Raw genomic sequence first — 21,344 nt, 5'->3', positions numbered from 1 at the left:
AGCATGTTAATTGCAGATTCACCTTTTTTATTTGCAGTTTTGTCTTTTTTATTTGCAGCTCCATTAGTTTATTTGCAGTTCAATAAAATTTATTTGCAGTTCACCCTACCTCATCCTTTAATCAAAAAAAAGCGCCCTAATGTTATAGGCGCCTCTCCACTATTATTCAATGAAAAAATTTACTAATAAAAGATAGTCCCATTATTAAAGCTACAATAAAACATAGAAGTACAAGCCGCTTTTCATGTTTATTAGAAGAGTGCATTTCATCTCCCCCACTTTACTTTTTGCCTTGAACATACTCGGCATCAAATAAAAATAGTTTAAATAAGAACAATAGCGATGGAACTAATAGTAGTAACCCTAAGACAAATACAGTTACTAGCATAGTACCGGATGTTTGATTGGTGTATCCATTATATATCGTAATATATGGATCTAATATATATGGCAAATGCGCTGCTCCATAGCCGAAAAAAGCAAAGAAAAATTGGAGCATTACAAATATAAAGGCTGTTCCGTAATTTCGTTTTAGTAAAATTAATGATGATGCTATTAAAAAACAAACTAATGATAATAAAAACATCCACCAATAATGATTAACGATATTTCCATAAAATCTAACATTATTATCTCTTAATCCTACAAATATAAGAAAGCTTGATAGGATTGTTGGTACGGTCCAATATAAAGCATATTGTCTTAATATCGCTAACGCACTTTCATCTTTTGCTTTACTTGCGTAATAGGTTAAAAATGTTGCGCTAATATATAAGACTGAAATGATTGCAATGATTACAACACTCCAGGAGTAGATACTTGTTAATAGGTTTTTAGCTAAAAATTGAACGACTCCATTTTTTTCAACTATATACCCTCCTCCGGAAATGGTCAGAACTGTACAAAGTGAAGCTGGAATCAATAGGCCAGTGGCTCCATATAAGAATAAATAAACTTTGTTTTCCTTGGATCCATAATTAGAAAAGGCATAAAACGAGCCTCTAATTGCCAATAGGAATAGCGAAATACTTCCTGGGATTAATAGAGCCGTTCCATAGTAAAATGCAACACTTGGAAAAAAGCCTATAATACCAACAAAGAAAAATACAAAAAATACATTCGTTATCTCCCAAACAGGTGATAAATATCTACTAATCAAATTATTTATTAAGTGATCCTTTTTCGTTACTTTTCCATAATAAGCAAAGAATCCAGCACCGAAGTCAATTGATGCAATAATGATATATCCATATAGAAATATCCATAAAACGATTATTCCTAATAACTCAATATTCAATGTTCACCCTCCTATTCATTGGCTTTGTCACAAATTCAAGCAATACTCTTTCAAGCTACAACATTTACTTATTCGTAACTTACCGAGAGTTTTACGATTGAAATTTAACAGAGCCTATTTTTTTAAACGATATTGAAGTTCATCTTCGGGTGGATTATGAATGAACATTTTTCGAATAACGATTGTACAAAAGACTCCTAGAAATACATACAATACAAAAAATAACCAAAACATACCGCCTAGTCCTTTGGCAGTTGTGGCTCCCTCTGAAACCTTCATATATCCTCTTAATATCCATGGCTGGCGGCCAATTTCGGCAATCATCCATCCAAGTTCGATATTGATCATCGCTAATGGGCCAGTCAGCGCCAGTCCACGTAAAAGCCATTTATTATGCATCCAATTTTTCTTCTTGATAGAAAACACAACAAATATGAAGGTCATCGATATAATTAAGCCGACAAATGTCATCTTAATATCAAATAAATAATGTATGAACAAAGGTGGCGTCTCATCTTTTGGAAATTCATTTAATCCAATTACTGGTGCATTAAAATCTGAGAAAGATAAAAAGCTTAGCAGTTTCGGAATTCGAATTTCATATTTTACTTCATGTGTTTTATCATCTAGTGTTCCGAATAAGACAAAATCTGCCCCTCTTTCTGTCTCAAAATGCCATTCAATTGCTGCTAGTTTTTCTGGTTGATATTTAGCAAGGAATTTTGCTGAAACATCTCCTGTGACACCTGTTAAAACGGCAAAAATTAATCCTAGTGTTGCTGCTAATCGAAGCCCTTTTCGTGTGTATTCCGTATTCTTTCCTCTTAATAATTGAATAGCGGCGATCGACGTTAATATAAGAGCGGATGCAACATATGCAGTAACAATTACATGTAAAGTTTTAGAAGGAGCAGCTGGATTGAACATTGCAGCGATTGGATCGACCGTTTTAATTATTCCATTTTTCAAAGTAAAACCTTGTGGAGTATTCATGAACGCATTTACTGTCGTGATAAAAAATGCCGACAAAGTTGAACCTAATATAACAGGTAAAATGATCAACCAATGATAAATAGGTTTTTTAAATCGGTCCCAAGTATATAAATAGATCCCAAGGAATATCGCTTCAAAAAAGAAAGCGAATGTTTCCATAAACAATGGGAAACTAATTGCTTGACCCGCGATTCTCATAAAGCTCGGCCATAATAAAGATAGTTGTAGACCAATACAAGTACCAGTCACTACTCCAACCGCAACGGTAATTGTGTAACCTCTGGCCCATCTTCTTGCCATTAGCGTGTAATGTGGATCCTTTTTTAAGATCCCTAACCCTTCTGCAATTGCGATCATTAAGGGTATTCCTACACCAATTGTTGCAAAAATAATGTGAAATACTAGTGTCATACTTGTTAGTAATCTACTGAGTGTGACATTATCCAACTCCATCACGAAATCCCCCCTATAATGTAATATCTTATTGTCCAATGAAATTAATTATTCTAATCAAATGACCGATCATGTTACGATTTTATGAACATAATAAGTAAAATTGCATTTTAATTTGTATCTATAAAAGTATGTTCCTATAACAATAAAGGTATACGGTATTTCTAAAGGGAAAACAAATAACCACAAGGAATTCCCTTGTGGTTCAGACTGCCCGAAAACGCTCGCTTTCTTCGTTGCTTCGCCTGTCTGCGGTGCTCATTACCGTCAAAGGTAACTCCGTTCCTCACCAGGCTTCGCGCCTCGAAAGACAAGCGCTTGCAATCAGTCTGAAAATCAATTTTTTTGTATTTTGTCTACACACTAAAACCACAAGGAATTCCCTTGTGGTTTTAGTTCAACGAAATAATGAATTTCAAATTAATTGACTAAACGGACTATACGTTTCTTTCTCCATGAAAATTTATAATATAAAAAGTTTAATCCAAGTCCAACTATAAAAGCTACCGGGTATCCGAACCAAATTCCTTTCATTCCGAGACTTGTGTAATGAGATAAAAGATAGGCTACAGGTACTTCAATACACCATATTACAAATATACTAATAAGTGTTGGCCATAGTACTGCCCCACTAGCACGCATTGTAGACGATAAAATAAATGAATGTCCGAGTATTAAATATCCCCATAACGTAATCATCAATAAACTATTCGCTATTTGTACAGTACTATCATTCGTTAGAAATAAATTTAAAATAGGCTTCGAGAAAATATAAGTGAGTAAGACTACTATGCCACCTAGCACATAGTTAAGTAATAATCCTATTTTAATAACTTGGTTTAATCGATCAACCTGATTTGCTCCTATTGACTGAGCAGCAAAAATTGATACTGCGATTCCAATACAAATTGATGGCATTTGAACATAACTTACTAACTGATTTACAACCCCATAGGATGCAGTAGCCTCTGATCCATATTGATTAACAAAAGTAATAACGGCAATCTCAGAAATCGAAAGAAATACCATATTAATACTCGTTGGAATACCTAGTTTTAAAATTAGTTTTAAAAGTTCAGGATCCATCTTTAAATAGTTTCTTAACGAAGTATCAAGACGAAGTGGATGATTCGTTTTGTGTAAGTATATGAATAGAACTATACATGTCAAAACCGTTGAACCTATTGATGCACATGCTGCCCCATAAATTCCTAACTTCGGTATGCCTACCCAACCAAATACTAATGGTGGTAAAAGTGCAACATTTAAAACTGTACTTAATATAAGAAAATAAAACGGTGTTTTTGAATCCCCAATACCTCTCATTAGAGTTGTATATACCATATAGATAAATAGCACGGGAATCGACCAAAATAAAATGGAAGCATAATGTGTACTTACATGAAGAATATTTTCAGGAGTTCCTATTAAACTCAAAAGTTTTTCAATAAAAATATTGCCAATGATCGCAAGCACTACAGAGAGGAAAAGAGTAAAAGTAAGAGTCGTTCCAACAATCGCTTTTACTCTATCTTCAAGTTTTGCCCCATGTGCCTGACCAATCAAGATTGAACTGCCAGAGCCAATTCCAATAATAAATGATACTAAAAAGAAAAATATAGGAAAGAAAGCTGAAATTGCAGCTAATGCATTTTCCCCTAACCAATTTCCTACTATAATCATGCTAAAAACCTGGCCAATTGACTGCATAATATTACTTAAAAGTAATGGAATTAGAAACATAATCATTGGGCGTAATAAAGTAAATTTTACTTTTTTTTGCTCCTGAGGATTAATCTCAGATGTAATCAAGTCTGATCACCCTTGCTATTGTTTGTATGATATCCTTTTTCACCATAAGGTTGAAGTTTTTCTAACCATTTTTCCTCAAGTCTTTTTAGATCTCCTTTGATCCCTAATGGACTAATGTCTTCTTCCTTTAAAATTTCTAATTCCTCAAATACAAATGACTCTTTTCCATATTCATTCCATTCTTGTTGAAGTGTTTTATTTGTACAAGACCCTGCCTCTAATTCAAATTTCTTTCCATTAATTGTTTTTAAATTTTTAGTACTTACTATGAATATTTTTTGATTTTTTACGTTTTTAATTTGATAAATACCTGCTTGAACTTTCGTTTCTTTATATTGCATTTTTAATTCTTTTTTTCTACTCATTTTTAACAACCTTTCTCTTCTAAGCTTTTAACCAATAACTACTGCCATCCGACTTTCGATCAATAAAGCCATATTCAATTAAGTATCTTCTTAATACGACATAATCAGGATAAATAGCTGTCAGTACTTCATTTATCTCTTTTTCTGTATATTTCTTATTTGGTGAAAATCTTTTAACGATTTCTCTTAGAACAACAAGCTTTTGTTTTTCCTTTAATGGAAATTTTTTTAATGGTCCCTCTATGCCTTCCGGAAAGTATTTTTTTAAGGTTTTTTCCATTTCATCTTCCGTAATGTTATAGCGCTCATCGACCATTTTTGCTGTTTTATGAAGTGGTAAAAAACTTGGCGCATGCTCATCCTTTTCTTTTAAAAGCTCCATCATGACAAGAAATAATTTTGCTTGTCTTTCTTTTTCCTTTAAAACAAAGCGATGATTCCTGATCGTAGATGCGCTACCGATACCAGTTTCTTTTTGAATATCTGTATCACTCTTCCCTTGATAAAAAAGACGTAAAAGATGGTTTTGATGTTCTGTTAATCCTGTTAGTTTTTTATCCAGCTGGATTAAATAATCGAAAACAGAGTCATGACCTTGTTCTATATGAACTTTCATGTATTTTTCAGCTTCATATAAAATTCCTGAATCTTGATAAATAATTCCTTTTTCAATTTTTTTACTACAGAGTAAACATAAATAATGATTTTCCTCTTCGATATATCCTTGTTTTAATTCTTCTATATCTGCATTCCAAAAAGCGTCTAAATTTTCCACTTAACAAACACAACCCTTTTTTGTTTATTATTTACCAAACAAACTTTAAAAACGTTTATTTATTTACAAACATAATATGTTGTTGTTTACAAAATGTCAATTTTACTTTTTAATTTTTATACTTTCTTATTTTAAAAAGGATGCCTCAAAAGACCTTTTAAAATGTTAGAACTCTTAATTTACACAAAAAAAGCATCTCAAAGGTACTTTTTCCTAATGAGATGCCATTTCAATCTATTAAAAATTATTAAATGGTACTTTCTATACTTTTCAACTTAATTCTCTTGTTCCAAAGGGACTAATTTCAAATCTTCAATTGACAATTTCTTACAGTACTTTACAATTAAATTGTAAGGTAAATTTAATATTCGACATATTTTAAAGTGTTTAAAAAACCTGTTCTCAAAAGGGAAAATCTTTACATATTATTTTCCTTATAGACTAATATATTTAAAGAAAAACAGTAGAAATAATTATGACAAAAGATATAATTTAAGATCAGTCTATACTGTCATTGAATACACGAAAATTAATGATTTCTTTACAAGATAGGAGGAAGTTATGTCAATTAGCAATGAAAAACATATTGAGCTTTTATCAATCGAACAAAAATTCGATAAATCCTTTTTGCATATAAAACTATTATTTAATCAAGAAATAGAACTTCATTGGGAAATTGACAACGAAACGGCCAATCTTATGAAATCAAAAATTATTTTTGATGAAAATTATAAGTTTAGCCTTTCTTTATGTAGTACTTGGGATGAGGATAAAAATCAGTTTACTAGTTTTGTAACTAAATTAAATAATAATGAGAGTGAAAAACTCTTCTTTTCTTGTTCAGAAGAGTTTCATCTTCAACTTCACTCCATAAAAAATATGAAGGATCTTAGGATTTTAATTGATCTACCGTATTTATCAATTAGTCGATCCAGTTCAAAAAAAGAAAAGAGTATTTCGAAACGTTATAAACTTTATGGGTGGCTTACTGTTGCTGCTATTAGTATTCTATCGATTAGTTTAATAGCTTATAAGAGTCAAACTTGTAAATCAGAATCTTTATTTTGCGGAAAAAAACCAGCAAAAGCTGAGAGTGTTGCAAAGGCACAAAATTCAAAATCTCCAGAGAAACCAAATAAAACCAATCAGCATAAACATGATCCAAAGAAAACTGATATTAAAAACGTATCTCAACCGAATGTGCACACAAATGAGCCGGATGTTAGATATGTAATAAAGCAAGAAGCAATCAATAAACCTGTCCAATCAATTTATCCGACTGTAAAATTAAACAATGTAGTTAACTATAGTATCCCACAAGGTAGCGTAGCCCTTACTTTTGATGATGGTCCCTCGAAATATTCAAAGAAAATTGTAAATGTTTTAAAAAAATACAAAGTAGGCGGTACTTTTTTCTATGTCGGAGATAACGTTCAAAGATATCCTGATTGTGTACAATACGCATATTCTAACGGTTACTCAGTTGGAAGCCACTCCATGCACCACAATGACTACTTAAAACTATCTTATAAAAATCAAGAAGATGATATGGTTAGAACAAGTAACTTAATAACTAATATTACTAAGCAAGACACTACTCTCTTCAGACCACCATACGGTGCAAAAAACCAAGCAACTATTGAATTAATGCAAAAACATCAATTTAAAATGGTTCTATGGGATAAAGATACTGAAGATTGGAAGAACCGCAATACAAATACAATTATCAATTACGTTAAAAGTCACACCGAATCTGGGAGTATCATTCTACTTCACGAAACTAAACCTTCTTTAGATGCTTTACCACAAATTATTGAATATCTACAATCAAAAAATTTAAAAATTGTTAGTTTAAATTAAAAAAGTAGTCGCTATTAGCTTAGCGACTACTTTTTTATTCAAACGTTTGTTTAAACTTTAAAATCCTAATGGATGAAAAAATAGAAACCTATTGGATTCTCTATTTTTCTTATTATTTGGAGTAATACCTTTCATTCGTTAACTCAAAAATGCATGAATGTATGTCTTCTTCATCCGCCGATTTCTTCTTTACCAAGCCTTTATTAATAAATTTATTTCTCTCTAAAATTTGGATTGATTTTTGATTTTCTGATTGAACAATTCCTTCAATGACATGTAATTCAAGTGTATTAAATCCATATGCTAACACTGCTTTTAAAGCCTCTTGCATGATTCCTTTACCTTGAAGCTCTGGTGAAAGTTCATATCCAACTTCCCCTTTCGATTGCTCGATCGAAAAATTCCACAAGCAAATTGTACCGATTAATTGATCACTTTCTTTAAGAGTAATTGCCCAAAGAACCCAATCATTACGTTCAATTCCGTCATTAATCATTATTATATATTGAAGTGCTTCATCAACTTCTTTTGCAATCGGTCTGTTTATATATTGAGACATCTTTTCATTTGATCGTAATGCGAATATCTCATATTGATCTTCATTATTCATTTGTCTTAAAACTAATCGATCCGTAACTATTTTTGGAAATGGGTTAAAAATATAGTGTTCTTTAATCATATATCCTCCAACTAAATTAGTAAGTTTAGTACAGTTTGTAGACTCTTATTACTATTATCTATAATCTCAATAGGTAAATAAATAGCTAACATATTTATGATTAAATTGTTTAACTCGTTGTAAATTCAGCATTTTAAAATAAAACAACTATAAAAGAGATGATTTTAAGATTCTTGCTTTTTTTGTTTTGGTTCTAAAACGCTAGTTGATTGGAGCTGAAGTACTCTTTAGCTCTTTTTTTTGATTAATTGTCTATAGTTTGTTTACGAATAGGTATGCCATCTGTATACTACTAATTTAGGCCAAATTCCCATTAAACTGTTTGGCTGATTTTTAGTAAAAATTTCCTTAAATGTTTTTTACTTTTTATAAAACTTTTTCGAATAGGTATACGTCTTTTATAATGTGTACCTTCTTAGATACGTATCTCAAAAAAGGAGCTCTTTAAATGAAGGGGAAATCTAACTTAGAAAAGGAACTTGTAGATTTTATTATTAATAATAAAGATGATTTTTATCGGTTAGCTTATAGCTACGTTAAAAATTCAGAAGATGCGGTGGATATATTACAAGATTCTATTCATAAAGCCATTTCCTCAAAAGATAAATTAAAAAATGAACAATCTTTAAAAAGTTGGTTTTATAGAATTGTAGTAAATACATCATTAGATTTTTTAAGAAAACAAAAAAAAGTAACTGTAATGGATGAAGAAACGTTAGAGTTATTTTCTTCAGGTCAGGATGATAATTATACGGATATTGATTTAGAAAGATCATTAGAATCTTTACCAACTAAATATCGGGCTGTAATTGTCCTCAGGTATTTCGAAGACTTAAAGATTGAAGAAGTTGCTGAAATTTTACAGGAGAGTCCAAATACAATAAAAACTCGTTTATATAAAGCTTTAGAAATACTCCGAATTAAAATGAAATGAATTTATTTTTGGGAGGCCAATTAGTTGGATAAAAAATTAGAAAAATTAAGATCGGACTATAAAAATGTCCCTATCCCTGATAATTTGGACTTTATTGTTAAAAAAGCAATTAAACGTTCCATACAAAAAAGATTCCCTCTAAAGTCAATTACAGGTTTTTTTACTGCTGCACTATTTGTTTTATCAATCAATACTAGTTCGACTTTTGCAAAGACATTATCGAATGTTCCAATACTTGGAAATGTTGTTAATGTACTAACTTTTACTGAATATACTGTAGATGAGCCAACCTATAAGGCAGACTTAAAAGTCCCTGCGGTTAATAATTTAAAAAATAAAGATTTAGAGCAAAGCTTGAACAAAAAATACTTAGAAGAAAATAAGAAGCTATATGATCAATTTATGAAAGAAACAGAATCAGTAAAAAAAGATTCTGGTGCACATTTAGGAATTGATAGTGGTTATGAAGTTAAAACAGATAATGAGGACATATTGTCCATTGAAAGATATGTTGTTAATACTGCTGCTTCCTCTTCAACAACTATGAAATTTGACACAATTGACAAGAAAAAGGAAATTTTTTTGTCATTACCTATTCTTTTTAAAGATAAATCATATGTAAAAATAATTAGTGAAAACATTAAAGAACAAATGAAAGAGCAGATGAAAAAAGATGAAAGTAAGGTATACTGGATACCGGAAGCAAATCTTGACTATTCAATTGATCCTTTCGTAACCATTAAAGACAATCAAAATTTTTATATAAATAAAGATCATAAGCTTGTTATTTCATTTGATAAATATGAAGTTGCCCCTGGTTATATGGGTGTTGTTGAATTCACGATTCCAACTGACGTTCTTTCAAATGTTTTAGTTGGACATCATTACATTAGATAAATTTTAAACAAACGAATAAAGGAGCCACTCTTAATTGATTAGGTTTGGCTCTCTTTTAAGAAAAACAAATACATTAAACAAAAAGCCAAATAGATAAAGAAGGCTGATATAAATAGTTAAATTAGGGGAAGGGGAAATTAGTAATGAACTTCGCGGTTCAGACGGTTAAAAAATTAAATTCTATAAGAGCTCAACATTTGTTCGAAAAAGAAATCGTTTATGAGGTGTTTAAACAAAGAGGTTCTGCTTATGTCTAATACAAATAAACAGTTTCGTTATATGGCTGGATTAGACGGGCTTAGAGCATTAGCAGTTTTATCAGTCATTGCATATCACTTAAATTTTTCCTTTGCTTCTGGTGGGTTCCTAGGAGTAACAGTATTCTTTGTACTTTCAGGTTATTTGATTACTGATTTATTAATTGCCGAGTGGAGTACAAATCAAAGGATCGACTTAAAAAGTTTTTGGTACCGCCGCGCAAAAAGACTTTTACCTGGAATGTTCACCTTACTACTAATTGTCATTGCATTTGTTTCATTATTCAAATCATCAATGATCGGAAATTTAAAACAAGATTCAGTAGCTGCAATATTTTATTACAGTAATTGGTGGTATATTTTCCATCATCTTTCATATTTTGAGTCTTTTGCAAATCCTTCAATATTAAATCATTTTTGGTCGTTAGCAGTTGAAGAGCAATTTTATATTATTTGGCCAATCCTTACTTTATTAGGCTTAAAATATATTAAAAATAAAGATCGCCTATTTTTATATACACTAGTTGGTGCAATCGTTTCTGCATTACTGATGGCTATATTATTCCATCCAGGTAGTGATCCTAGTAGGGTCTATTACGGTACTGATACGAGAGCTTTTTCATTATTAATAGGAGCTTCTTTAGCATTAGTATGGCCTAGCCGAAAACTTACAAATAACGTTACAACCTCTGGAAAGATTTTAATTGATCTAGTTGGGATTACTGGTTTACTTATTTTTCTACTTATGGTCGGTAAAACAAATCAATATGATAGTTTCCTTTATCGTGGAGGAATGTTCCTATTGTCTATTTCCGCTGCAATGCTAATCGCAGCACTCGCTCACCCTACAAGTAAGATTGGTAGATTCCTAGCAATGAGACCATTGAAATGGATCGGATTACGTTCATATGGAATTTATTTATGGCAGTATCCTGTAATTATTTTATTATCCCCTAAGGTTAACACTGGCGATATTTCACTTTTTAGAGCAATTTGTCAAATTACTTTAATATTTGTTCTTGCAGCACTATCCTATCACTATATTGAAGACCCAATTAGAAAAGGTAAACTAGGTATACTTTGGAAGAACTTCCTTGTAGGAAATATTAATTTAAAAGAATTCTTTTATAAACATATTGTGATCATAAGCACGTTTATTTTACTATCTGGGATCGCAAGCTTTGGACTATCTATGCTCCCTGATGCTAAAGATGTAAAAGCAAGCTCAGAAATTGAATCGGTTCAATCCGTATCAAAACAATCATCTGAAACTGTTGTTGAAAATGATACTAAAAAACCTCCATCAACTGCTATAGTTGATCACGATAAACAGGTAACTAAGCCAATTCGGCAAAATGATGATAAAAAAACAGTAAATAATGAAGAAAAAACAGTAAATAAAGATGAAAAGCCAGTTACTGACAATACAAATAAGCAAAATAATAATGGTCAAACAACTGAAGATTCTAAACCAGTTGTAAATAACAATCAAACTCCAAATACTACTACTAATACTAAACCTGCTGAAACGAATAAGCCTGCTGTTTCAAACAATAGTGTATTTATCATAGGAGATTCTGTTGTTATTAATTCAATTCCTGAACTCCAAAAAACATATTCATCCCTTTCAGTAAATGCTAAAATTGGAAGACAATTTACTGAAGCATCTGCAATTATTCAACAAGCAAAAAATACAAATTCGCTTGGTAATATTGTTGTCATAGAGCTAGGTACAAACGGTCCGTTTACCGTAAAACAAATGTCTTCTCTCATAGAGCTAATTGGAAAAGATCGAAAAATTTTATTTGTTAACACACGTGTACCAAGACCTTGGGAATCGATTGTTAATAAAACTTTAAGGGAAGTTTCAAGTAAATATTCAAATACTAGAGTTGTAGACTGGCATAGTGCTAGCGCAAATCATAATTCATATTTCTCTCCAGATGGCGTTCATTTAAAACCAGATGGTGCAAAAGTATTTGCTTCATTATTAATAAATGCAATTGAATCTTGGAAGTAAAAAAGAGGATGCCATATAAGGCACCCTCTTATTTTTAGTTAAAGCTCTTTTTCAATTCTTCTAACGTTAATTTACCTGCTTTTTCAACTGGTTTAATTGAAGTCGGAAAGTACGGATTGATCAACATGAAATTCTTTACAACATAGTTGAAGTCTACAATATCCACAACACCATCTTTATTAAGATCTGCTTTTAGGTTAACTCCTGTTTCCCCTGCACTATTTGCAACTAGTTTCGCATCATAAATGTCGATTACATTATCTCCATTTACATCACCAGCAGCAGCAGTATCAGGATACAAGTCGTAATACATTCCTTGTACTTTTCCATCAATCGTTTTACTTAATTTGATTTTTTTAGTGTATAAGAAATGCCCAGGAATATTAATGACTAAAGTATAATCATCTGCAGTTGCAGGAATATCAGTAATTGTCATCCATCCATTTTCTTGAATTGATGCATTAATTTTTTTACCTTTTTTATCAACAACATAAGCCTTTGTCCCAATCTTTGAATAATCCAAATCATAATTATCTAAATTTACTGCTTCACCGTGGTAATAACCTTCCAACATTGAGTGCTGAGAAATGAATTTAAATTTATCAGCATAGGTAGGTAAAGTAAACTTAGTTCCATCATTTGTTTGATAAGATGATTCTTGATAATAGAATCCACTTTCTACAAAATAATTTAGATCATCAATGACTTTTAAATTTATATCTAGTAAATTCAGATCGCCATTAATTGAAACTGGTAATTTCGTCTTTTTGTCTGTAATGTCTACAGCAAATGTAATGATATCTGACCAATAATCTTCTTTAATGTTTGGCTTAGCAACACGAATCGTCCAATTATTTTTCATCGCTAAGTCTTCTAACTGTTTAGATGCTTTAACGCTATCAACTTTATAATAATGCTGAAGATCGATTGTAACATTAGCGCTTGTTAAATCTTTCGCGTTATTCACCCTAAATGTATTAACAAACTCAGAACCAAGACTTACCCCATTTGTATTTGTATTTAAAGTTGCATACTTATCACCTTTGTTAATAATCGTAAATTCTGGGAAAGTCGGATTTCCTGCAGTTCCGTGATCATAAGTATAAATTCTTAAATTTGTCGGATAATTTGCATATTCTTCTGGCAATACGCCAAATTTGAAATCCCCATCAGCTGTAGGGAAAAACTGTGCAGTCGGCCAATAAGAATCTTGATACACATATACTGTATTTGCCTCTTGTGTAATGTCATGTCCTCTGCTCTTCAGATAATCAATCGTATCATCATAAACATTACCATGAACCCAATATGCTTTATAGTCTTTTCCATCTAGCGGCCAATTTTCCGTTGTTAAATCATCATTTGATATTTCATTTACTCCTGTTTTCTTATCAAAAACTACTTTCGGAGGTGTATTATCGATTACCATGTCATTATCAACTTTATACGTTTTCCCATCTACTCCTGTACCAATATATGAAACAATATACTTACCTTCTTTTAGGTCTTCATATTCACGAGATAAAGGATTATTCGGATCACCTGTAAAAAGTTTTACTGAACCAGTGAAACCGAATATGATATAGTACTCAGTATCAAGACTAAGATTTTCCATACCAGTATACGTTCCATAATATCCAATTGGTTTGCCGTTTAAGTCACTAACGATTACATCCATCGATTTCATTCCACTATTCATTTTAAATGAAACAGGTACAAACGGTTCTATATATGGATGGAAGTTACCTAGATCATTCGTTACAGCATGTTTATAAAATGTCACGTTTTCGAACCCGCTATTTGAGTAGCGTACGTGGAAAGGAATTTGATATTCCTCAGTCTTCGATTCATTTTCAATGTGAATATACCCTTCATATATACCAAGATCGGCATTTTTTGGAATCATCAAGTTTGCATCAATATTTTTACTTTCATTTCCATTTACTTCAATTGTAGATGGTAATTCTAATTTAACACCACTTTTACTAGCATCTTTTGATACACCATCAATTGTTAGAAATTCAACACTTGTATGATACGTTTCTAGTTTCTTACCTAAATTTTTAATATTAATCGAAGTTGTTCTAGTTTGATCCTCGCTTGATTGTGCAATACTTCCAAATGGTAGTGATCCTGATATATCATCGATTTGTTTTTTGAAGCCATCTTGATCCAGTGTGTTCGTTTTGTTTTGTACTTCAATCAATGTTGTATTATGAACAGCCTCATAAGCATCCACACGTCCTGCTCCAACTTCATTTACATTGTAAGTTCTTCCTTTTAATGGATCAGCTGTATTCATAAGAGCTGCTTTAACATCAGCTACTGTATAATCTGGATGTGATTGTAGTAATAAAGCGGCTACTCCAGCAACATGTGGTGTTGCCATCGATGTTCCACTTAAACTTGCATAGCTATGAGAATAATCTACTCCATCTTCAGGGCTATTAATATATTCAGGTACCGTTGAAAGTATTGATACACCTGGTGCAACGACATCTGGCTTAATATCAAAATTATTACTCACCGGTCCACGCGAACTAAAATCAGCTAATACGTCCCCAGTAGTCATATTTGAATGGAAATCTGATAGTTTAATAGTTTCCGTTGGATTCGCTTTTAAACGATCCACAAGTTTCGCTCCATCTGCTTGCAACATTTTAAATGTCGGAACATAGCTATAGCTCTCACCTAAGAAATATGGAATTTCACCGTCTTCATTATTGTATATTAAGACAGCTACTGCACCATTTTCATGAGCACGTCTAATTTTTTCATCGAACGATATATCTCCACGGGCAATTAAAGCTACTTTTCCATTTAAATCTTTCCCAGCATAATCTTCTTCGTAACCGTTTCCAACATCAACAACATGATAATCTTTATCGATCACTTTTAAGTAATCCATACCTAATCCATGTCCCATTAATGTATTTTGGACTGAAACATCACCTAAACTTGTTTTTACTGTTGGAATGTCAGTAGGTACATCACTTGCACCTACAGTGATTGCTAGAGGAGATGCCCCCGGTGATCCAATTGTACTTGACTTAGGTCCAGCATTACCTCCTGCTATAATTGGTACTACACCCTGTAATGCTGCATTATTAATTGCAACAGATGTTGCATCAAGCGAATTGTTATTTCCGTTTCCTAAAGATAAATTAATAACATCCATTCCATCTTCTACAGCTCTCTCTATCCCTGCAATAACACTTGAATCTGAACCTGATCCATAAGGACCTAATACTCGATATGCATACAAGTCTACATTTGGAGCAACACCTGTCATTGCATATTCCACGTCATTTTTAGGGTTGGATGCGATTGTACCTGCAACATGTGTTCCATGTTCAGTTACAAACGGAATTCCATCTATAGATTCGGGCATTTCTGATGCTTTTTGATCTGCAGGAGTTGATTCCATTGGATCAGCGTCATTGTCTACAAAATCATATCCACCTTTATATGAATCTTTTAAATCAGGATGATTATAGTCAATCCCAGTGTCAAGGACACCTACTTTTATGCCCTGTCCTTTTATGTCTTCACCGTGTAATCGATCTACCCCCATATGTGGAAGAGCTGGTGGTATTGCTTTTCCTGCAGATTTATCTAATGTCGATAACTCATTTTTTGGCAAGCGGATTTCATTATCTTTCCAAATTCGCTTAACAACACCTGTTTGTAGAAGTGTATTAATTTGACTCGTAGGAATTGTCATTGCCATCCCATTAAATACATTCTCATATGTTTGTTTAATATCAAATTGGAAGGCTTGTTGATTGAATGTTTGGCTTGATGCTTGGCTTGCTTTTTGTTTTGATGCCTTCTCTTTGAAAATTCCAGTTAATCGCTGTTTAAAAAACGCTTGTTCGCCTCTTACTTTTTGCTTTTTTTCTTTTGATAAAGCTTTTGATTTTAATTGTTGGTTCTCCTCTATTGGCGATGTTTTTAATTCAACGATGACATGCGCAGTCTTACCCTTTAATGATAGTAAACTAGGATCAATAATAAAGCCTTCTTGAGGGTTCAAACGCTTAATCGATTGTCTTTGCTCATCTGTCAGTCCCTTTAAAGTGGATTCTACAGAGTTCGAAGTTGCATAAGATTTTTTTTGAGGTAATAAATAAGATGTAAAAAAGCTTGCAGTTAATACACTTGTTACCATTACGTTTAGTATTTTCTTCTTTCTATTCTTCATTTCTATGCTCTCCTTCTACTAGACTAAGTAAAAAATAATTTACAACATGAAAAAATGGTTAAATTAACTAACTCTATTTCATTCCTCCAATTAAAAAAATGATGTAAAATTAGAATTAGAATCTTTAAAAAAATCTTATAATTTAATTGTAATTTAGCTATTTATCGCGGTAAATGGGGGTTATTACAAGCCATTTTTTTATTTACATCCCTTTTTTCGACATTTATAATCGTATTTAATTTTTCTTTTTTGGATAAAATATTCATAATTTTTACTAATTTTATTGATTTATAGATTATGTTTAATAGAATGTTATTAAATTCAATAGAAATTTTTATTATTAACTTGGGGGAATCGCTGGTTTTCTACTACTCAAACTTTTAATAAAAAGGTTTTCTAAAGGGAGAAATTTGTTATGTATGAGGGGAAAATCATAAAATATTATCGTGAAAAATCTCAGATGACACAAGAACAGTTAGGGAAAGGAATTTGTTCTAGTACGCATATTAGTAAAATAGAAAGATCTCAAACTGAATATGCACATGAAATAATAGCCCTACTATCTGATCGACTTGGAATAAAAATCGAAAATGAGATTTTAAAATTAAAAAATATTAAGATGCGTATATCTAGTTGGCAGCAGTCTATTGTAATGCAGCTATTTGACGAAATAGAAGAAATCAACTTAGAACTTGAGCAAGAAGAGCTAATTCAAATTTCAAATTATGTTAATCAATATAAATTACTTCGCATCAGGTATTTATTAATGAAGAATTTAATGAATGAAGCAAAAGAGCTCATTAATGATATAAAAAAGATAAAGCACAAATTGTCGCCTTATGAAATAAATCTTTTTAGACATGTGCAAGGTATTTATCACTTAACGAACCATGAACCTTTACTTGCCATTCAAGTTTTAATAAAAATAAATATTGAAGAATATGCTAATGAGGAATATTATTATCATTTAGCTTCAGCTTACCATTCTAACGATTTACCTGTTATGGCTTACTTTTATGCTGATAAAGCCCGTCAGTATTTCAAAAGTATTAATTCCTATCTTCGTGTAATCGACTCCGAAATGCTTATGCTAATACAAGTTAAAGATAATGATGAATTTTCAGAGACAATTAAAAGATTTGAAAACTTAATCCAAAGCTGTGAAATTTGTAGATCATCAGACCGAAAAGCAAGGGTATATCATAATTTAGCCTTTGAATATTACCGAAGAAAAAATTATGAGTTAGCAAAAAAATACTATTATGAGTCTATGAAATTGAAGGATTCCAGTTCTATACCCTATTTACTTTCCCTAGAAGGATATATACGAAGTTCCTATTATGGGGAACTATTACCTAAAGGTGAATTATTACAATATGTAGGTAAAGGATTTGATATTGCTTCCGAAAAAAATGATAAAATTTTTATCAATTTATTCATCTTATTGGACTTTTTAATCTTAGAAAAAGAACAAGAATATCACCAATATTTGGCGGATCATTCATTACCATTATTTAAAAAACTAGGATTCGCTTATTTAATCAATCATTCGGAAAAAGAATTGTTTAACTATTATTTTAAACGGAAACAAACCCGTAAAGCACTAGGAATAGCAAATACTTTAATCAATCAGTAATAGTAAAAGGCATGTCTCAGACTATTGACAAACGCTCGCTTTCTTAGTTGCTTCGCCTGTCTGAAAATCTGTTTTCTTTGTAGTCTACATAAAAAGGCATGTCTCATATTAATGGGACATGCCTTTTTGTTATTATTATTTTTTAGCTGGCATTGCTTCTTCAAGTGCAAGATGATTCGTATATAAATAAGTAGCGTATTCTTTTCCAACGTATCGAATATGCCATGGTTCATAGTGATATTTTGTTATATCTACTTTATCTTCTGGGTAACGAATAATAAAGCCGTATTCATGTGCGTGCTCTGCTAACCATGTTCCTTCAGGCGTTTTGGCAAAACCTACTTCTAACGCATTACCAAATGACGGTGATGAAACATCTATGGCTAGACCAGTTTGATGTTCACTCGTTCCGGGATATGCACTGTATGCCTTAGTCCATTCCTCACCGTGTACAGAAACATAATTATTGTATAAAGCAACTTGTCGATCATACGAACGGTATCCTGAAATTGCTGTTAATGTATAACCATCCGCAGCTGCACCAGCAAATAACTTCTCTAATGCATGTCCAGCTTCACTTCTCATTCTAGTTTTTTCTTTTACTGCCCCATTTAATGGTATTGATGGATAGATAAGATCGTTAGGTTCATAACCATCTGGTAACTTTCGATCTTTATTAATTAAGACTAAATTTGAATCAACGTTTAACACTTCTAATAATCCAGATTCATCTTCTTTTGTAGTTTTATAATAATCTGGAAAATTTAGTACATTATCATTTTTTACAATGTCATTTTTAACCTTAGCATTCTTTTTAATAACAATCGTTTTAGGTTCTTTGTTTTGTTCATAAAGTGTACCTGCAACTCCAGCTACTAGAACTAGGGAAATTGCGATCCCTAAAATTGGTTTTTTTCTACGATTTTTCATGGCTCTGGACAATTGTTTTCTCCTCCTATGATTTCTATACTTTTTATCATTTCTTAATTGTTTGTTGTCGTAAGTATTTGATAGATGTTTAATAAAGTTATTTTTATTCTAGTATCGTCACGAATTCTTTTAATCAAACTACTAATAATCAACGGTTAAGATTAAACAAAAGCTAATAAGAAAAATTGATAAATTTGCTTTACTAAAATTAGACGATTTAATTATACAAAAAGTTTTATAATCTGACATTTTTTTTAATTATATGTTATGTTAATAAATAGTATTTATAACAATTTTAATATTGTTTTAATATAATTTTATTGATAATCATTTTTCAGAAGAATTTTCACTAAAAATGCTAATTTATCAAAGATTCTAAATGTTGGAGAATAAAATAAAAAAACCTTCTTTTCGGAAGGTTTTTTATATTTAAATAATAATCAACTTAATTATACTATATAATTTTAATTCAAAAGAACTATTCATTCTAATTTTTGAGACTTTTGTATGTCGAAAATATGTTGATTGGGTATTGAACCCATGCCACCATTGGGTTTGGTGGATTCAATTTTATTCAGACGTTATAAACTGGAACAAAAAAACAAGAATACTCAGAAAGTATTCTTGTTTTTAGTTTTTAGCTTTTTAAGATTTATTAACTATGCAAATTTCCTTTTAACCAAGGCCTATTCCGATAATGACCTATTGGAATTTGAATTAAACTTGTTTTTCCTATTTCGTCTAATTTGTATAACTCATCGCATAATTTTACATTATATCCAAGTATTGGATGCCCCCCTAATCCTAATGCTGATGCGGCTATTAGTAAACGTTGAACCATTATGCCAGCTTCCATCTGTTGGATTCGATAGCCTCTATAACTATGTGTCGATTTTATATGTTCTATATTCCCTACTACATGTATACAAATTGGCACTTGGAATAAATTAACGGTAGGGGCACTCATTCCATATTGGAGTTGCATCCGATGATCGCCTAATTTAGTTTGTACTAGCGTATGGTTAAGATCATCATAATAATAAGCACCATTGTTAATGCCTTCAACGTTATACAAACATAAATATAGTTTTGGCCGATTATTATTATTTTTAAAGGAACCATCTAAATCATTTATATATGAGAAGGATGCTGTTGCTTCTTTAAGTAATGTTGCTAGGTTTATTTGACTAATAGGGCGTAAAACAAAGCCAAGCTCAGGTGAAAACCGTTCTTTACATATAGTAGCTAAATCATAAGTTAGACGATCCACTTTAGGTAATATTATTCGATGTCGTCCATCTAAAGCATCAACAGCTTCATCAACTTTTCTAAACGTTTGAGTCGATTCGATCATCGATACTTTATTCAGTTTAATTAGCATCGGGAACTCTTTAATCTTTTTCGATTTTACTAAATATTTATGTGAAACTGTTTGTATCTCTTTACTTAGATCGATCGTATTGAAATTTTTACTTTTTACATTATCTTTTGAAATCAAGGTAGATTCTTCAATAGAGAGTGGAATGACTCCGTATACACTTTCATCACGTCCATTTAAGCCGATTAAATGGTTGATCGCTTGATCTAGAAACTGGTAATATACTCCCGCTTTAAACCCAAAGCGTTTAGCCATCTCTAAAATCTGACCAATTAGCACACCGCAATCTAACCCTTGAAGGCGATATGAAAAATTATTGTATTTAAAGAAATTTTTCCAAAACATTGTTGAAATAAAAATAGTACCAAAACACTTTGGAAGATCACATCTATTTCCTAAAGCTCTTGATACATAAAAATCAAAATTTCCTTCTCTTAATAAAACTAAGCAATGTCTAGCAACATCATAATGATAAATCCCTGAAGAGACTTGATCAGACTTAAGATATAAATACAATTCATTTGGATACAATCCTCCACCAGAAGGGATGAATCTTCGGTTTGAAGACATCATATTTACCATTTCGTTGGAGCCGGAAGTTATTGCTGTTTGAGCAACTTGAACTATTCCATATACATACCATAGAAAGTAGCCTATTTCGTCTAAATTCGGCTCAATTGAGTCCCTTTTTTCTTTTAAGGATAATGGAACGTTAAGAGAAAGTGGAATAGTAGGTAAATCTTTATAAAGCTTATAAGTTAGTGGGGCATCCTCCCAATCTACTTCCCAATCAATTTGATTTGCCTTATCAATATCAAAATGAAGATTGTGTAGAAATGTTTGTAAACTCATCC

General features: G+C 31.6%; 14 protein-coding genes. 5 read left to right on the top strand and 9 right to left on the bottom strand.

Going from position 1 to position 21,344, the window contains the following annotated elements:
* Positions 1-280: 280 nt before the first annotated feature.
* The 5 genes from ACFVRR_RS16510 to ACFVRR_RS16490 all read right to left on the bottom strand — a co-directional run bounded on the left by ACFVRR_RS16510 (position 281) and on the right by ACFVRR_RS16490 (position 5,695).
* Positions 281-1,297: a cytochrome d ubiquinol oxidase subunit II gene (locus ACFVRR_RS16510; RefSeq protein ID WP_387330684.1), complete on the bottom strand. Its 1,017-nt coding sequence runs from the start codon at positions 1,295-1,297 to the stop codon at positions 281-283.
* A 114-nt stretch (positions 1,298-1,411) separates the two neighbouring features.
* Positions 1,412-2,743, bottom strand: a complete 1,332-nt coding sequence (locus ACFVRR_RS16505; protein WP_097973182.1) for a cytochrome ubiquinol oxidase subunit I — start codon at positions 2,741-2,743, stop codon at positions 1,412-1,414.
* A gap of 420 nt (positions 2,744-3,163) precedes the next feature.
* Positions 3,164-4,492, bottom strand: coding sequence for an MATE family efflux transporter (locus tag ACFVRR_RS16500; RefSeq protein WP_387330712.1), 1,329 nt, complete (start codon positions 4,490-4,492; stop codon positions 3,164-3,166).
* A gap of 59 nt (positions 4,493-4,551) precedes the next feature.
* Positions 4,552-4,920 (bottom strand): GIY-YIG nuclease family protein, encoded by a 369-nt coding sequence (locus ACFVRR_RS16495; RefSeq protein WP_387330680.1) that lies wholly within the window; start codon positions 4,918-4,920, stop codon positions 4,552-4,554.
* A gap of 19 nt (positions 4,921-4,939) precedes the next feature.
* On the bottom strand, positions 4,940-5,695 hold the full coding sequence (locus ACFVRR_RS16490; protein ID WP_387330678.1) for a DUF2087 domain-containing protein: 756 nt from the start codon (positions 5,693-5,695) through the stop codon (positions 4,940-4,942).
* Positions 5,696-6,256: 561 nt separating this feature from the next.
* On the opposite strand from ACFVRR_RS16490, the gene ACFVRR_RS16485 reads away from it, so the two are divergent.
* Positions 6,257-7,555, top strand: coding sequence for a polysaccharide deacetylase family protein (locus tag ACFVRR_RS16485; protein WP_387330675.1), 1,299 nt, complete (start codon positions 6,257-6,259; stop codon positions 7,553-7,555).
* A gap of 112 nt (positions 7,556-7,667) precedes the next feature.
* Here ACFVRR_RS16485 and ACFVRR_RS16480 read toward each other — a convergent pair whose 3' ends face one another.
* On the bottom strand, positions 7,668-8,234 hold the full coding sequence (locus ACFVRR_RS16480; protein WP_097973176.1) for a GNAT family N-acetyltransferase: 567 nt from the start codon (positions 8,232-8,234) through the stop codon (positions 7,668-7,670).
* Between the two features lie 448 nt (positions 8,235-8,682).
* Between ACFVRR_RS16480 and ACFVRR_RS16475 the strand changes: the two genes are divergently transcribed.
* The 3 genes from ACFVRR_RS16475 to ACFVRR_RS16465 all read left to right on the top strand — a co-directional run bounded on the left by ACFVRR_RS16475 (position 8,683) and on the right by ACFVRR_RS16465 (position 12,342).
* Positions 8,683-9,168 (top strand): RNA polymerase sigma factor SigV, encoded by a 486-nt coding sequence (locus tag ACFVRR_RS16475; protein WP_387330672.1) that lies wholly within the window; start codon positions 8,683-8,685, stop codon positions 9,166-9,168.
* 24 nt (positions 9,169-9,192) lie between these two features.
* Complete coding sequence (gene rsiV, locus ACFVRR_RS16470) at positions 9,193-10,065, top strand: anti-sigma-V factor RsiV (protein ID WP_387330669.1); 873 nt, start codon at positions 9,193-9,195, stop codon at positions 10,063-10,065.
* Between the two features lie 249 nt (positions 10,066-10,314).
* On the top strand, positions 10,315-12,342 hold the full coding sequence (locus ACFVRR_RS16465; protein WP_387330666.1) for an acyltransferase family protein: 2,028 nt from the start codon (positions 10,315-10,317) through the stop codon (positions 12,340-12,342).
* A gap of 34 nt (positions 12,343-12,376) precedes the next feature.
* Here the strand turns inward: ACFVRR_RS16465 and ACFVRR_RS16460 are convergent, their stop codons facing one another.
* Positions 12,377-16,546 (bottom strand): S8 family serine peptidase, encoded by a 4,170-nt coding sequence (locus ACFVRR_RS16460; RefSeq protein WP_387330663.1) that lies wholly within the window; start codon positions 16,544-16,546, stop codon positions 12,377-12,379.
* Positions 16,547-16,961: 415 nt separating this feature from the next.
* Between ACFVRR_RS16460 and ACFVRR_RS16455 the strand changes: the two genes are divergently transcribed.
* Complete coding sequence (locus tag ACFVRR_RS16455; protein ID WP_387330660.1) at positions 16,962-18,182, top strand: helix-turn-helix domain-containing protein; 1,221 nt, start codon at positions 16,962-16,964, stop codon at positions 18,180-18,182.
* A gap of 135 nt (positions 18,183-18,317) precedes the next feature.
* Here the strand turns inward: ACFVRR_RS16455 and ACFVRR_RS16450 are convergent, their stop codons facing one another.
* Entirely contained in the window at positions 18,318-19,124 is an 807-nt protein-coding gene (locus ACFVRR_RS16450; RefSeq protein ID WP_387330657.1) for a M15 family metallopeptidase, read from the bottom strand.
* Positions 19,125-19,767: 643 nt separating this feature from the next.
* Entirely contained in the window at positions 19,768-21,342 is a 1,575-nt protein-coding gene (locus tag ACFVRR_RS16445; protein WP_387330654.1) for a SagB/ThcOx family dehydrogenase, read from the bottom strand.
* Positions 21,343-21,344: the final 2 nt, after the last annotated feature.

The sequence above is a fragment of the Gottfriedia sp. NPDC057948 genome (assembly GCF_042887255.1).
In the GTDB taxonomy this organism is placed as follows: domain Bacteria; phylum Bacillota; class Bacilli; order Bacillales; family Bacillaceae_G; genus Gottfriedia.
Note: the sequence above shows the minus strand (reverse complement) of the source record. Positions and strands in the feature narration are given on the sequence as shown.

Excerpts from the sequence above, each read along its gene's own strand:
- ACFVRR_RS16505 (WP_097973182.1), bottom strand. The coding sequence starts at position 2,743 with ATGGAGTTGGATAATGTCACACTCAGTAGATTACTAACAAGTATGACA.
- ACFVRR_RS16455 (WP_387330660.1), top strand. The coding sequence starts at position 16,962 with ATGTATGAGGGGAAAATCATAAAATATTATCGTGAAAAATCTCAGATG.
- ACFVRR_RS16495 (WP_387330680.1), bottom strand. The coding sequence starts at position 4,920 with ATGAGTAGAAAAAAAGAATTAAAAATGCAATATAAAGAAACGAAAGTT.
- ACFVRR_RS16475 (WP_387330672.1), top strand. The coding sequence starts at position 8,683 with ATGAAGGGGAAATCTAACTTAGAAAAGGAACTTGTAGATTTTATTATT.
- ACFVRR_RS16500 (WP_387330712.1), bottom strand. The coding sequence starts at position 4,492 with ATGATTATGTTTCTAATTCCATTACTTTTAAGTAATATTATGCAGTCA.
- ACFVRR_RS16480 (WP_097973176.1), bottom strand. The coding sequence starts at position 8,234 with ATGATTAAAGAACACTATATTTTTAACCCATTTCCAAAAATAGTTACG.
- ACFVRR_RS16445 (WP_387330654.1), bottom strand. The coding sequence starts at position 21,342 with ATGAGTTTACAAACATTTCTACACAATCTTCATTTTGATATTGATAAG.
- ACFVRR_RS16465 (WP_387330666.1), top strand. The coding sequence starts at position 10,315 with ATGTCTAATACAAATAAACAGTTTCGTTATATGGCTGGATTAGACGGG.
- ACFVRR_RS16485 (WP_387330675.1), top strand. The coding sequence starts at position 6,257 with ATGTCAATTAGCAATGAAAAACATATTGAGCTTTTATCAATCGAACAA.
- ACFVRR_RS16460 (WP_387330663.1), bottom strand. The coding sequence starts at position 16,546 with ATGAAGAATAGAAAGAAGAAAATACTAAACGTAATGGTAACAAGTGTA.